Source organism: Streptomyces wedmorensis, assembly GCF_000716445.1.
GTDB lineage: Bacteria > Actinomycetota > Actinomycetes > Streptomycetales > Streptomycetaceae > Streptomyces > Streptomyces wedmorensis.
Genome location: NZ_JNWK01000010.1, coordinates 74,974 through 88,641 on the forward strand (window position 1 = coordinate 74,974; position 13,668 = coordinate 88,641).

Consider the following 13,668-nt stretch of genomic DNA (forward strand, 5'->3'; position numbering starts at 1 on the left):
CGGCTACCGGCGCCGCCGGGTCACAGGCGCACGCCGAGGGCGTGGCTCGTGAAGGCGGTCTCCAGCTGGTGGCGTAGGTGGTGGGAGAGCGGGTCGAGGAGGTGGGCGCGCGCCATCGGCAGGGACAGGGCCAGGGTGGCCGGGACGGCGCCGGCCGAGAGGGGGACGGCGGCGCAGACGGTGCCGGGGGCGTACTCCTCGCGTTCCTGGACCGCGTGTCCCCTGCGGAGCCGGGAGAGTTTGTGCAGCAGCGCGTCGGCGTCGGGGACCGTGTACGGGGTGAGTTGTTCGGCGGGGTGGCGGGCCAGGTGGTCGCGTCGGGCTTCGGGGTCGAGCTGGGAGAGCAGGCACTGGCCGATCGCGTGCGCGTGGGCGGTGCGCCGGAAGTCCGCCCACTCCTCGACGGCCGGTATGCCGGGGCCGGAGGACTGTCCGACCAGCTTGACCTCGCCCTCGTCGTACCGGGCGTAGTAGATGGCGGCTCCGGTCTGGTCGCGCAGGGAGTCCAGCCACGCCTGGAGATCGCGGGCGTCGGTCTGTTCGGGTACGGCTCCGCCGAGGCGGGCCGTGGCGGCGCTGATGAGGTAGCGGCCGCCGTCGCGGTGCAGATAGCCGTCGTGGGTGAGGGTGCGGAGCAGGTGGTAGGTGGTGCCGATCGGGATGTCTGTGCGCCGGGCGAGGTGCTTGGCGGTGGAGCGCGAGGGGTCTTCGGCGACGGCTGCGAGCAGGCGCATGGCTCGTCGGACGGATCCGATGAGCGTGGGGCCTGCTGTGGTGGGTGGCGTCATGGCGGGGTTCCCCCTGGGGAGGCCCCTCGTCGTCGTGAGGGGCCTGTCGTCTCGTGGTCCGGTACTGCGTGGGGCGGCCCGGTCGTGCGTTCCCCCGGATACGTACGTCCTTCGCGTGGTCTTCCCCTGCATAGCCCACCATGCTGACACCCGCTCTGACCAGGTCTGTTCCATGTGAGCGGCGCGGGCCCCCGGTCGGGGCCCGCGCCGGTCGCGGGTCGGGAGCGGCCTGGAGGCCGCCCGGGACTACGGGTTGATGTCGATCCGGAAGGTGGATGTGGTGTTGCGCACGTCGACGGCGTTGCCGTTCAGTTCGAGGCCGTTGAACGTCACTTCGCCGACGGCCGGGCCCTGGCCGGACTCCGGCATCTCGTTGGCCCAGAGGCCGAAGCCGGACTTGGCGTCGTACGCGTCGCCGCTCTTGCGCGCGCCGGTGATCGAGACGTCGGTGAAGACCGTGTCCTTGATGGGGAACTGGGGCCGGCCGCCGACGTAGTTCGTCTGGAACATCACCCCGCTGTAGGTGGGGTCGACGATGTCGACGTGGTTGACCCTGATGCCCTGGAAGACCTTCGAGGCGGAGAAGACCCAGATGCCGGGGAAGGTCTGCGAGCCCCAGAAGTGGCCGCCGGCGCGGACGATCGAGATGTTCTCGAAGGTGGTGGGATCCGTTCCGAAGCCGTTCATCGGGTAGCCGAAGTCGAGGGACGAGATGGTGATCCCGGAGTAGACGAGGGTGTCGGCGATGTGGATGTTGCGGAAGGTGTTGGCGTAGCCGCCGTAGACGGCCACTCCGGCCGCCCGCCAGGTCAGGGTGGTGGTGAGGTTCTCGTAGACGTTGTTCTTCATGTCGGCGCCGCCGGCGTCGACCGCCGAGAACAGCGCGAAGCTGTCGTCGCCCGTCGCGCGGGCGTCGTTGTTGGTGACGAGGTTGTCCGTGGAACCGTTGGTCATGTTGACGCCGTCGGCGAACAGGTTGCGGATCCGGGAGTTCTTGATGGTCATCCGGTCGGTGTTGGCGCCCCAGTAGAGGCACACCATGTGCTCGTTCCAGACGTCGTCGATGACGATGTCCGACACGTTGGCGAAGTCGAACACCTTGCCCGGGCCGTCGATCCGCGAGGTGTAGTTGCCGAAGTAGGCGAAGCCCTTGAAGAGGGAGCCCTTCGCGGCGGCCTCGGCGCGGAAGCCGACGTCGGTGTTGTCCTGGGTCGAGGGCGCGTGGAACCGGGTGTACCACGGTCCGGCGCCGACGACCTTGACCGCCTTGCCGTAGACCTGGAACTTGCTCGACGTCTGGTAGTCGCCCGGCGGCAGGTAGACGCCGACGAGGGTGCCGGTGGTGTCCATGCGGACCTTGTCGAGCGCGTTCTGCACGTCCTGGTGCGTGGTCCCGGCCGGCACGGTGTACGTGGCCGGATCGGGGTTCGCGGCCGGCGCGACCTGCTCCAGGTTCACGAAGTCGATCGCGTACGTGGAGGTGTTGGCCGCGTCCTTCTGGAGCCGGATCCTCGAGCCGGCCGGGACCGTCTCGCCGAGGAGGAGGTGCGCCTCGTCGTAGATGTGGCGCGGGGCGCCGGCGCCCGGGGAGTTGCCGGGCGCGGTCTCGTTGCCGTACAGCCAGGCGTACTTGGAGGTCAGCGGGAGCGCCTTCCTGAAGACTCCGTCGACGTAGACGTCGATGGTGGAGTCGATTCCGCCGCCGCCCGGGGCGTCCGGGATGGAGAAGCGGGTCACCAGGGTGTTGGTCGCGGCGCGGGTGGTGAACTCGACGTACTCGCCCGTCGCGTCCAGGTTGACGGCCTTGCGGCCGGACGCCTCGCCCGCGATGTCGCCGACGGTCCGGTTGGGTCCGACGACGGTGGCTCCGCCGCCGGCCGTGCCGTCCTCCGCCTCGTACATGTCGTAGGGCATGTGCGCCCCGCGTCCGACGAACAGCGGCTGGGTGGAGGTGTTGTTGGTCCGCTTGACCGGCGGCTCGTTGGCGTCGTCGGCGAGGACGGTCCGCACGGTGTACGAGCCGTCGGCCGCGGTCCACGGGCCGAGGGTCACCTCGGCCGTGGCGCCGGGGGCGAGGGCGCCGCCGTGGGTTCCTGTGAGGGTCTTGACCGTGCCGCCCCGGGAGTCGAGGAGGCTGAGGGTGACGCCGTGGCCGCCCGAGGCGCTCGCCTCGGTGCCCTGGTTCCGCACGGTCGCCTTGAACGTGACGGTGTCTCCCGCGGCCGGGCTCGACGGTGTGGTCGTCACCGAGGCGGTGACCAGGTCGGATCCGCCTACGGGCTTGACTACGAGGGCGGTGGGGCTGGTGTGGGTGTTGTTGGACTCGTTCTGCTCGATGACGGCGTTCGCCTCGTCGGCGACGGCGCTCAGCTGGTAGGTGCCGGCCTCGCGGGCGCCGATGGAGGCGCTGACGGTGGTCTGCGCGCCGGCGGCCAGGGCGCCGACCTGTGCGGTGGCGACCTTGGTGCCGCCGAGGCGCAGGGCGACGGTGCTGGCCGGTGCGGCGGCGGGGCCGCTGTTGCGGACGGTGGCCGACACGGTGATCGGGTCGGACTCCACCGGGGCGGCGGGCGACACGGTGAGGCCGGTGACCTCCAGGTCGGGGTTGGGTGCCGGGACGCCGATGACCTGGAAGTCGGCGAGCTGGCCGGCCGGTGCGCCGGTGTTCGCGGTGAACGTGAGCCGGACGTCGGCGACGCGCCCGGAGACCGGGACGGTGACGGTGTTGCCGCTCGCCGGGTCGAAGGTGTGGCTCTTCGCCGCTGCCAGGGTCGTGAAGGCGGTGGCGTTCTGTTCGCGGCCGAGGACCTCGATGGTCTGCGAGCGGGTCGCCCAGGCGGTGTCCGGGTTGAGCCGGAGCACGATCCGGTCGAGATCGGCGTTGGCGCCGAGCTTCACGGTCAGGGTCTGGGGGTAGCTGCCGCCGGCGCCTTCCCAGTACGTCGCCGTGTTGTTGTCGTTGGCGTTCTCGGCGACGAACGTGTGGACGGTGGAGGAGGCGCTGATCGGCTTGGCCACGGCGAGGTCGGAGCCGGTGCCGCCGCTGCCGTTGCGGGTGACGGCGTTGCTGTCGACGGACTGGTTGCCGGCCGCGTCCCTGGCCCGGACGCGGTAGGTGACGGTCGCGGAGGCGGGCTGGGTGTCGGTGTAGGTGGTGACGCCGCCCGCGACGGTGGTGCGCAGGGTCCCGTTGGCGTAGACGTCGTAGCCGGTGACGGCGGTGTCGTCGGTGGCCGCGGTCCAGGTCAGCTTCACCTGGCCGCCGGCGGGCTCGGTGAAGGCGAGGTTCGCGGGTGCCGTCGGTGCCTGCGTGTCGCCGGTGTCGGCGGTGCGGGTCACGGTGTTGCTGTCGCCGGACTGGTTGCCGGCCGCGTCCCTGGCGCGGACGTGGTAGGACACCGTCTGGTTCGCCGGCCGGTTGTCGGTGAACGTGGTCACGTCGCCGGCGACGCTCGTGAGGAGGGATCCGTTGGCGTAGACGTCGTAGCCGGTGACGGCGGTGTCGTCGGTGGCCGCGGTCCAGGTGAGCCGGATCCGGCCGGTGGCGGGTTCGGTGTAGGCCAGGCCGGTGGGCGCGGAGGGGGCCTGGGTGTCGCCGGTGGCCGGGCCGTACACCTCCAGTTCGGATATCTGGGCGGCGGGCTGCACGCTGTTCGCGGTCACCAGGACCCGCAGGAACCGGGTGGTGGTGGCATCGAAGGTGACCGTCGCCGAGCGGCCGTTGGAGGCGTCGAAGGCGTGGGACCGCGAGGCGGTGAGGTCGGTGAACGCGGTGCCGTCGGTGCTGCCCTGGATCTTCAGGGTCTGGCTGCGGGCGCCCCAGGTCTCGGGCAGCCGCAGGACGACGCGGTCGACCCGTACGGCGGAGCCGAGGTCGGCCTGGAGCCACTGGGGCAGGGCGTTGTTGGCGCTCTCCCAGTAGGTGCCCCGGTTGCCGTCGTTGGCGTTGGCCGCCGTGTAGACCTCGGTGTGGCTGCTCGCCGTGAGGGTGCGGCCGCTCGCCAGGTTGCCCGAGGAGCCGTCGGCGGCGTGGACCTCCAGCTCCGACAGCTGGGCGGCCTGCCAGCCGGTGTTGGCGGTGATGTCGACCCGCACGAACCGGGTCTGGGCAGCGGGGAAGGCGACCGTGACCGTGTTGGCCGCGCCCGGGGCGAAGGCGTAGGTGGCGGAGCTCTTGAGGGTGGTGAAGCTCGTGCCGTCGGCGCTGCCCTGGACGGACAGCGTCTGGTTGCGGCTCTCCCAGCCCGCGGGGAGCTTCAGGACCACCTCGTCCACCCGGGTCGTGGCGCCGAGGTCGACCTGGACCCACTGGGGCAGGGTGCTGCCCGCGCTCTGCCAGTAGGTGCCCTGGTTCCCGTCGGTGATGTTCGCGGCGCCGTACTCGGCGTGGGCGCCGGCCGCCGCGGTGGCGTCGCCCAGGGCGATGTTGGGGCCGCCCGCCGCCGTGGCGGCCGTGAGGGGGCCGCCCAGTGCCAGGAGGCTGGTCGCGATCGCGGCGCTCAGGCCCCGTGATCTCCATGTACGCATGGTCGTCTGTCCTCGCTCTCGGATGGTGTGCACGGAGGTCAACCGGCCCGGTTGACGACGAACTGCGAGCCGGGCTCGACCAGGACGTCCCCCTCGGCCGAGTTCGTGATGGTGACGTCGGTGAGCGTCGCGCTGCCCCGGGCGCCGCTCATCGCGAGGATTCCGGAGCCGTTGGCGGATCCGTCGATGCGGACGTTCGTGACGCGCACGCCGGGCATCGATCCGCCGCCGGTCTTGAACTGGATGCCGTCGTAGGTCGAGTCGAGGATGTCGGTGTCGCGGATGGTGACGCCGGGGATGTCCTGGCCCTGCGCGAAGAGCGTGATGGCGCCGAACTCCTGGTCCTCGTTCCAGAACGCTCCGCCGGTGCGGTGCAGGGCGTTGTTGGCGATGAGGGTCTGCCCGGTGAAGGGCAGCGGATCGTGGTCGGTCGCCAGCATGATCCCCGGGTAGTTCATGGTGTCGGAGATGATGTTGTTCTCGATGGTGTTGCCGTAACCGCCGTACACGGCGATGCCGTTGGCACGCCAGGGCAGCTGGATGGTGTTGTTGCGGAAGTGGTTGTCGTGGCCGACGTCCACCGACGTGTCCTTGACGTACTTGCTCGACCAGACGGCCAGCGCGTCGTCACCGGTGTTGCGGAACGACGAGTTGTAGACGGTCGAGTTGCGGGTGCCGTTGGCGAAGTTGATGCCGTCGGCGTACGTGTTGCGGATGCGCATGCCGGTGAACTCCAGGCCGTCGCCGGGTCCCCACAGCTCGGGGATGTTGGAGTAGTCGCGGCCTGCCCACACGCCGACGTTCGCGTGCTCGATCCACACGTTGCTGATCTTCGTGCCCTTGCCGAACCGGCCGTTGAGACCGACGCCGCCCTCGGCGTTGCCGTCGCCGCCGCGGATGGTGCCGGAGCCGAAGATGGCGAGGTCCGAGATCTGGGTGTTGTGGTCGATGTCGAAGCCGAAGTTGCCCTCGTGCGGGTGGTTGATGCCGCCGGCCTGGTGGGGCGGGGTGGTGGTGTAGAGCTGGGAGTGCCACATGCCGGCGCCGCGGATGGTCACGTCACGGATTCCGACCTGGTTGAACTCGCCGCGGTTCAGCGGGTCGTCGGTGAGGATCTTCTGCTCCTGGCGCCACTGGCCGGCGGGGATCCACACGCAGCCGATCTCGCCCTTCTGGTCGGCGGTGACGGCCCGCTGGATGGCGTCGGTGTCGTCGATGCCGTCGTTGGGGACGGCTCCGTACGCGGTGATGGAGACGCATCCGGACGGCTGGGCGGCGGCCGGCGCCACCTGCTCCAGGTCGACGAGGTCGAGGACGTAGAAGGCGGCCGTGTCACCGGCGTCGCGCTGGAGCCGGAACCTCGTGCCCACCGGGTAGGTCTGCGTGAGGAGGGCGTGGGACTCGTCGAAGAGCCGTCGCGCGTCGCCCTGCGGGGTGTTGGTCAGGCCCTCGGGGCTGTCGGTGGTGCCGTAGAGCCAGCTGTGCTTGGAGGACAGGGTCAGCTTCCGCAGGAAGGTGTCGTTGACGTAGAGGCTGATCGTGGCCTCGGCGCCGCCGCCGGCCGGGGCGTCGGGGACCGAGTTGCGGACGACGATCGAGTTGGCGGGGTTGGTGGAGGTGAACTCGACGAACTGGCCGGTGGTCGTGAGCCGGACCGAGCGCCGCCCGGAGGACTCGGTGGCGAAGTTCGTGTGCCCGAAGGTCCGCTTCTGGTCGGCGGTGAGGAGCGTGCCCTGGTAGCGGGCGTCCTCCGCCTCGTACTCCGTGTACGGCACGGCGGCGCCGCGTCCGACGACGAGCGAGCGCGAGAAGACGTTGTTGTTCTCGTCGGTCTCGGCGACCGTGCCGGTGGCGTCGGCCGTGGCGGTGAGGGTGACGCCGCCGCTGGTGGCCGTCCAGGTTCCGGTGACGGCGACGGTGGCGCTGTCTCCCGGGGCGATGGCCGGGGTGGTGCCCTGGAGCGTGGTGGTGCCGGCGGAGAGGCGGGTGATCGTGCCGGCCGGGACGGTGGCGGTGCCTCGGTTCTGGACCGCGACGGTGAAGGAGACGGCCGCTCCGACGGCGGGCGCCGACGGGTTGGCGGAGATGCCGGTGACCTTCAGGTCGGGGCCGGGGCTCTGGGTGACGGTCAGCTTCGTCGCGGCGGTGCGGCTGTTGTTGCCGTTGTCCTGCTCGGCGACCGTGTCCGTCGGGTCGACGACGGCGGAGACGGTGTACGCCCCCATCGGTCGCCGTCCGACGGCGACCGCGACGGTCGTGGACGCTCCGGCGGGGAGGGAGGCCACCGGGGCGGACCCTGCCACGGCGCCCTCGACGCTGACGTTCACCGAGGTGGCGGCCGCGGGCGCGCTGCCGGAGTTGCGGACCGTGGCGTTCACCGTCACGGTGTCCGCCTCCGACGGCGTGGCCGGGGTCCAGGTCAGGTCGGTGAGGACGAGGTCGGGGTTGGGGGCCGCCGTGCCGAGGACCTGGACCTCGGCGACCTGGGCGCCGGGGGCGCCGGTGTTGGAGGAGAAGGCCAACCGGAGGTCCGCGTACCGGCCGGTGACCGGGACGACGACGGTGTTGGCGCCGGAGGACGGGCTGAAGGAGTAGTCGGCCCTGGCCTTCAGGGAGGTGAAGCCGGTGGCTCCCTGCGGGCGGCCGAGGACCTGGAAGGACTGGGTGCGCGGCCCCCACGCCTGGTCGGGGTTGAGCTTCACGACCACGCCGCTGATGTCGGCGTCGGCGCCGAGCCGTACGGTCAGGTCGGCCGGGAATCCGGCCGACTCCCAGTAGGTGGCGAGGTTGCCGTCGTTGGCGTGGGCGGCGACGTAGTTCTGGGTGGTGGAGGTCGCCTCGATCGGCTTGCCGCGGGCCAGGTCGGTCCCTTCGACGGGCGGGTCGACGGGGCCGCCGTCGCCGTAGACCTCGACCTCGGACAACTGGGCCGCGTTCCACCCCGTGTTGGAGTCGACCTGGATCCGGAGGTACCGGGTGGTGGCCGAGGTGAGGTCGATGTCCACCGCGTTGGCGGCGGAGGGGTCGAAGGCGCGGGACCTGGGGGCGGAGAGGGTGGTGAAGGTGCTGCCGTCGGTGCTGCCGAGCACGCCGACCGCTTCGGAGCGCGCCTCCCAGCCGGTGGGGAGTTTCAGCGTGACCCGGTCGACGCCCACGGCGGCGCCGAGGTCGATCTGCACCCACTGGGGGAACGAGCCCGCCGGCCCTTCCCAGTAGGACTGTTGGCTGCCGTCCGTGACGTTGCGGGCGGGGTAGGCGCCGTGGGCGCCTCCGGCCGTCACCGACCGGCCGAGCGCCAGGTTGGGTTCCGCCGCCGCCTCGGCGTGCGCGGGGGCGGGGAGCAGCCCGATGGCGAGCAGACCGGCGGTCAGCGCGCCGGCCGTGAGCCGCCGGCTCAGGTGTGTGCCTCTCATGGTGACCTTTCCATGAACCGGGCCGCGCGGCGCGCCCTACCTGCGGAGAGGAGAGCAACAGGGGCGTTCGGCGGGAACCCGGCATGACTCCGACAGTGAAGTGCGGCGCATTACCTGACTTTTGAGCAATTCAGTCAATCTTTTGCGTCGCCGAGGTGACAGGTTTCTACCGGGTCACGACTTTGTCAACGGTCGGGGAACTTCCGGACGCAAAAAAGCACCGGCACCGGGCGCCACGGGGGCGTCCTCGGTGCCGGTGCCGGCGGGTGGGGAAGGGAGGTGCGAGAGCTGCCGAAGGGGGCGGGGCTCAGCCGACGGGCGGCTGCGCGGTCGACCCCCGGACGACGAGTTCCGGCTCGAAGAGCAGCTCGCCGGGGTGCGTCTGGGTTCCCTGGATCTGGGCGCAGAGCAGCTCGACGACCGCGCGGCCCATGGCCTCGATGGGCTGACGGACGGTCGACAGCGGGGGCTCGGTGCAGTTCATGAAGGCCGAGTCGTCGAAGCCGACGACCGACACGTCCTCCGGCACCGAGAGCCCACGCCGGCGCGCGGCCCGGATGGCCCCGAGGGCCAGCGGGTCGCTCGCGCACACGATGCCGGTCACCCCGCGCTCCAGGAGCCGTGCGGCGGAGGCCTGTCCGCCTTCGAGGGAGAAGATCGACCGCTCGACGAACTCGTCGGTCAGCTCCCTGCCCGCGGCCGCGGCCACGCCCCGGGCCGCTTCGAGCTTGCGGCGCGAGGGGATGTGGTCGCCGGGCCCGAGGACCAGGCCGATCCGCTCGTGTCCGAGGGAGGCGAGGTGGCGCCAGGCCTGCTCGACGGCGACGGCGTCGTCGCAGGAGACGCAGGGGAAGTTCAGCCCCTCGATCGCCGCGTTGATCAGGACGACCGGGATGTTCCGCTCCGCCAGCTGGTGGTAGTGGTCGTGCGGCGCCGCGGCCTGGGCGAAGAGACCGCCGGCGAAGACCACGCCGGAGACCTGCTGCTGGAGCAGGAGCTCCACGTAGTCGGCCTCGGAGACGCCGCCCTTGGTCTGCGTGCAGAGGACGGGCGTCAGGCCCTGCTGCGCCAGCGCGCCTCCGATGACCTCGGCGAACGCCGGGAAGATCGGGTTCTGGAGCTCCGGAAGGACCAGCCCGACGAGCCGGGCGCGCTCGCCGCGCAGCTGCGTGGGCCGCTCGTATCCGAGCACGTCCAGGGCGGTGAGCACGGACTGCCGTGTCGCTTCGGAGACCCCGGGCTTGCCATTGAGGACACGGCTGACCGTCGCCTCGCTGACCCCCACCTTCTTCGCCACTTGAGCAAGTCGTCGCGTCATGAACGCAAGACTAGCGCAAGTCACGCAAGCGAGTTGCAGGTACCCCGCAACCAACCGCGCGCCACCGGCCGTCGTGCACGCGTCTCCCAGGCGCCGGAGAAGCCGGTACGCACGCGCCTCCCAGGCGCCGGAGAAGCCGGTACGCACGCGCCTCCCGTGCGCCGGAGAAGCCGGTACGCACGCGCCTCCCAGGCGCCGGAGAAGCCGGTACGCACGCGCCTCCCAGGCGCCGGAGAACGCCGGCGCGCACGCGTCGTTCCGCCGGTCGGCGACCGCCGGGCCGCGGGCATGCCGAAGGCCGCCCCCGGCGGTGCCGGGGGCGGCTCTCAGGTGGTCGGACGGACGCCGCCGGTCAGCCGGAGGTCGCCTCCCGGTGGGCCCGGACGATGTCGGCGTACCGCCGCCCGCTCGTCTTCACCGTGCGCCGCTGCGTGGCGTAGTCGACGTGGACGAGGCCGAAGCGCTTGTCGTAGCCGTAGGCCCACTCGAAGTTGTCGAGCAGGGACCAGGCGTAGTAGCCGGCGAGCGGGGCGCCCTTGCGCAGGGCGGAGGCGCAGGCGGCGAGGTGCTGCTCCAGGTAGCGGGTGCGGTCCGGGTCGTGGACCAGGCCGTCGGGGCCGACCGTGTCGGGGAACGCCGAGCCGTTCTCGGTGACGTACAGCTTGCGCACGCCGTAGTCCTCGGTGAGCCGCAGCAGGAACGCCTCCAGGCCGCCCGCGTCGATCTGCCAGTCCATGCCGGTGCGGGGCACGTCGGGCAGCCGCACCTCGGTGGCGTACGGGACGGGGCCGGCGGGGTCGTCGGCGACGGTGGCCGGGAAGTAGTAGTTGAGGCCGTGCCAGTCGAGCGGGGCGGCGATGGTCTCCAGGTCCCCCGGCCGTTCGGGGAGTTCGACCCCGTACAGCTCCCGCATGTCGGCGGGGAAGCCGCGGCCGTACACGGGGTCGAGCCACCAGCGGTTGGTGTGGCCGTCCATGCGGGTCGCCGCGGCGATGTCCTCGGGCCGGCTGGAGGCGGGCGTGACGGTCGAGTGGTTGGTGACCAGGCCTATGCGCGCGCCGGGGGCGGCCGCGCGGACCGCCTGTGCGGTGAGGCCGTGGGCGAGCAGGAGGTGGTACGAGGCGCGGACGGCGGCCGTGAGGTCGGTGAGGCCCGGGGCCATGCGTCCTTCGAGGTGGCCGATCCAGCCCGAGCAGAGGGGCTCGTTGAGGGTGGCCCACTGGGTGACGCGGTCGCCGAGGCGTTCGGCGACGACGGTGGCGTAGGCGGCGAGGTGTTCGGCCGTCTCGCGGACGGTCCAGCCGCCGCGGTCCTGGAGGGCCTGCGGCAGGTCCCAGTGGTAGAGGGTGACGGAGGGCGTGATGCCGGCGTCGAGGAGTCCGTCGACGAGCCGGTCGTAGAAGTCGAGTCCGGCCGCGTTGACGGGTCCGTCGCCGCCGGGGACGACACGGGGCCAGGCGACGGACAGCCGGTAGGCGTCCGTGCCGAGCTCCTTCATCAGGGCGACGTCCTCGGGCCACCGGTGGTAGTGGTCGCAGGCGGTGTCGCCGTGGTCGCCGTTGTCGACGGCGCCGGGGGTGTGGGAGAAGGTGTCCCAGATGGAGGGGCCGCGGCCGTCCTCGGCGACGGCGCCCTCGATCTGGTACGCGGACGTGGCCGTGCCCCAGGCGAAGGAGGGCGGGAAGGCGGCGAGGTCGAGCGGTTCAGACACGGGAGTCCTTTCGGGGGCGGTGGCGCCGGTGGTGGGCGTCACTTGACCGCGCCGGCGGTGAGGCCGGTGACGAGGTAGCGCTGGAGGAGGAGGAAGCCGGCGACGACGGGGACGCTGACCACGAGGGAGGCGGCCATCACCTGGTTCCAGTACACGTCGTTCTGGGTGGCGTAGCCCTGGAGGCCGACGGCGAGGGTGCGGGTGGTGTCGTTGGTCATGACGGAGGCGAAGAGGACCTCGCCCCAGGCGGTCATGAAGGCGTAGACGGCGACGGCGACGATGCCGGGGACGGCGGCGGGGACGATGACGCGGAAGAGCGCTCCGAGGGGGCCGCAGCCGTCGACCTTGGCGGCCTCGTCGAGGTCGCGCGGGACGGCGTCGAAGTAGCCGATGAGCATCCAGACCGAAAACGGCAGTGAGAAGGTCAGATACGTGAGGATCAGACCGCCCCGCGAGCCGAAGAGGGCGATGCCGGTGGCGTTGCCGATGTTGACGTAGATGAGGAACAGCGGCAGCAGGAAGAGGATGCCGGGGAACATCTGCGTGGACAGGACGGTGACCGTGAAGACGCGCTTGCCGCGGAAGGAGTAGCGACTGACGGCGTAGGCGGCGAAGACCGCGATGGTGACGGAGCAGACCGTCGCGATCCCGGCCACGACGACCGAGTTCACGAAGTAGTCGGCGAGCGGGACGGTCTCCCAGATGTCGAAGTACGGCCGGAGGGTGAGCCCGGAGGGGATCCACTGGAACTTCCCCGAGACGTCCTCCAGCGGCTTGAGGGAGCTGGAGACCATCACGTACACCGGCAGCAGGACGAAGCCGGTGAGCAGGGTGAGGAAGATCCGGCGGCTCCAGAGGAAGGAGCGGGGCGCGGCCATGGGCGAGCGCGGCCGCCTCCGTGCGGTCTCAGACATCGCTCGCCTTCCTTCCCCGGGTGGTGAGGAGCAGGTAGCCGCCCGTGACGACCAGGAGGAAGAGCAGCAGCAGGACGGACATCGCCGAGCCGGTGCCGAAGTTCCAGGTCTGGAACGAGGACTGGTAGATGTGCAGGGAGATCAGGTCGGCGGATTCGGGTGCCGCCTTGCCGAAGAGGACGAAGGGGGTGTTGAAGTCGTTGAAGGTCCAGAGGAACAGCACGAGGATCAGGACCTGGTTGACCGGGCGGAGGGACGGCAGGGTGATGCGGCGGATCTGCTGCCAGACGCCGGCGCCGTCGAGGGCCGCGGCCTCGTAGATCTCCTTGGGGATGTTCTGGAGCCCGGCCATCATGATGAGGAAGGCGAAGGGCCAGCCCTTCCAGACGGAGACGACGAGCAGGGTGACGAAGGCGTTGTCGCCGATGAGCCAGAAGGCCGGGCTGTCGCCGATGCCGAGCTGGTCGTGCAGCACGTGGTTCACGAGGCCGTTGTCCCGCTGGAACATGAACGCCCAGGTGATGACCGCCGCGTAGACCGGCAGGGCGTACGGGACGAGGAAGAGCGCCCGCAGGAAGCCGCGGCCCCGGAATGTCTCCTGCATGAAGATCGCGGCCGCGGTGCCGAGCAGCCAGCACAGGCCGACCGAGCAGAGCGTGAAGAGGCAGGTGGTGAAGAACGAGGCGAGCAGCGCCTCGCCGACGGGGGCGTCGAAGTCGACCGAGACGGCGTAGTTGTCCAGGCCGGCCCAGGGGGCGCTGGTCCAGTCGCGGATGAAGAACTGGGTGAGTTCCCGGAAGCTCATCACGATGCCGATGACCATCGGCACGAGGTGGACCAGGAGCTCGAGGAGCAGGGCCGGCAGGAGCAGCAGGTACGGCAGGCCGAGGGCCCGGAGCCGCCCGGGGCGGCGCTTGCGGGGCGCCGTCCCGGGGGTGTGCCGCTGTCCGCTCCGTCCGCCGGTCTTCTCGATGGCGGTGGTGGTCATGGTGGCTTC

At 71.2% G+C, this 13,668-nt stretch carries 7 protein-coding genes; all 7 read right to left on the minus strand.

Annotated features, from left to right (window positions below):
- Window positions 1-20 precede the first annotated feature (20 nt).
- The 7 genes from OO54_RS10940 to OO54_RS10970 all read right to left on the minus strand — a co-directional run bounded on the left by OO54_RS10940 (window position 21) and on the right by OO54_RS10970 (window position 13,659).
- Complete coding sequence (locus OO54_RS10940) at window positions 21-788, minus strand: IclR family transcriptional regulator (protein WP_234439257.1); 768 nt, start codon at window positions 786-788, stop codon at window positions 21-23.
- Window positions 789-1,034: 246 nt separating this feature from the next.
- Window positions 1,035-5,315, minus strand: coding sequence for a discoidin domain-containing protein (locus OO54_RS10945; protein WP_051786854.1), 4,281 nt, complete (start codon window positions 5,313-5,315; stop codon window positions 1,035-1,037).
- 38 nt (window positions 5,316-5,353) lie between these two features.
- A complete protein-coding gene (locus tag OO54_RS10950) occupies window positions 5,354-8,728 on the minus strand; it encodes a CARDB domain-containing protein (protein WP_033202669.1) in 3,375 nt (1,124 codons plus the stop codon).
- Window positions 8,729-9,035: 307 nt separating this feature from the next.
- Entirely contained in the window at window positions 9,036-10,046 is a 1,011-nt protein-coding gene (locus OO54_RS10955; protein ID WP_017237405.1) for a LacI family DNA-binding transcriptional regulator, read from the minus strand.
- A gap of 352 nt (window positions 10,047-10,398) precedes the next feature.
- A complete protein-coding gene (locus OO54_RS10960; RefSeq protein ID WP_033202670.1) occupies window positions 10,399-11,757 on the minus strand; it encodes a GH1 family beta-glucosidase in 1,359 nt (452 codons plus the stop codon).
- 38 nt (window positions 11,758-11,795) lie between these two features.
- Window positions 11,796-12,635 carry a carbohydrate ABC transporter permease gene (locus OO54_RS10965; protein WP_033202671.1) on the minus strand — a complete coding sequence of 280 codons (840 nt, stop codon included), beginning with the start codon at window positions 12,633-12,635 and terminating at the stop codon, window positions 11,796-11,798.
- A gap of 28 nt (window positions 12,636-12,663) precedes the next feature.
- Window positions 12,664-13,659, minus strand: coding sequence for a carbohydrate ABC transporter permease (locus OO54_RS10970; protein WP_017237403.1), 996 nt, complete (start codon window positions 13,657-13,659; stop codon window positions 12,664-12,666).
- Window positions 13,660-13,668 lie beyond the last annotated feature (9 nt).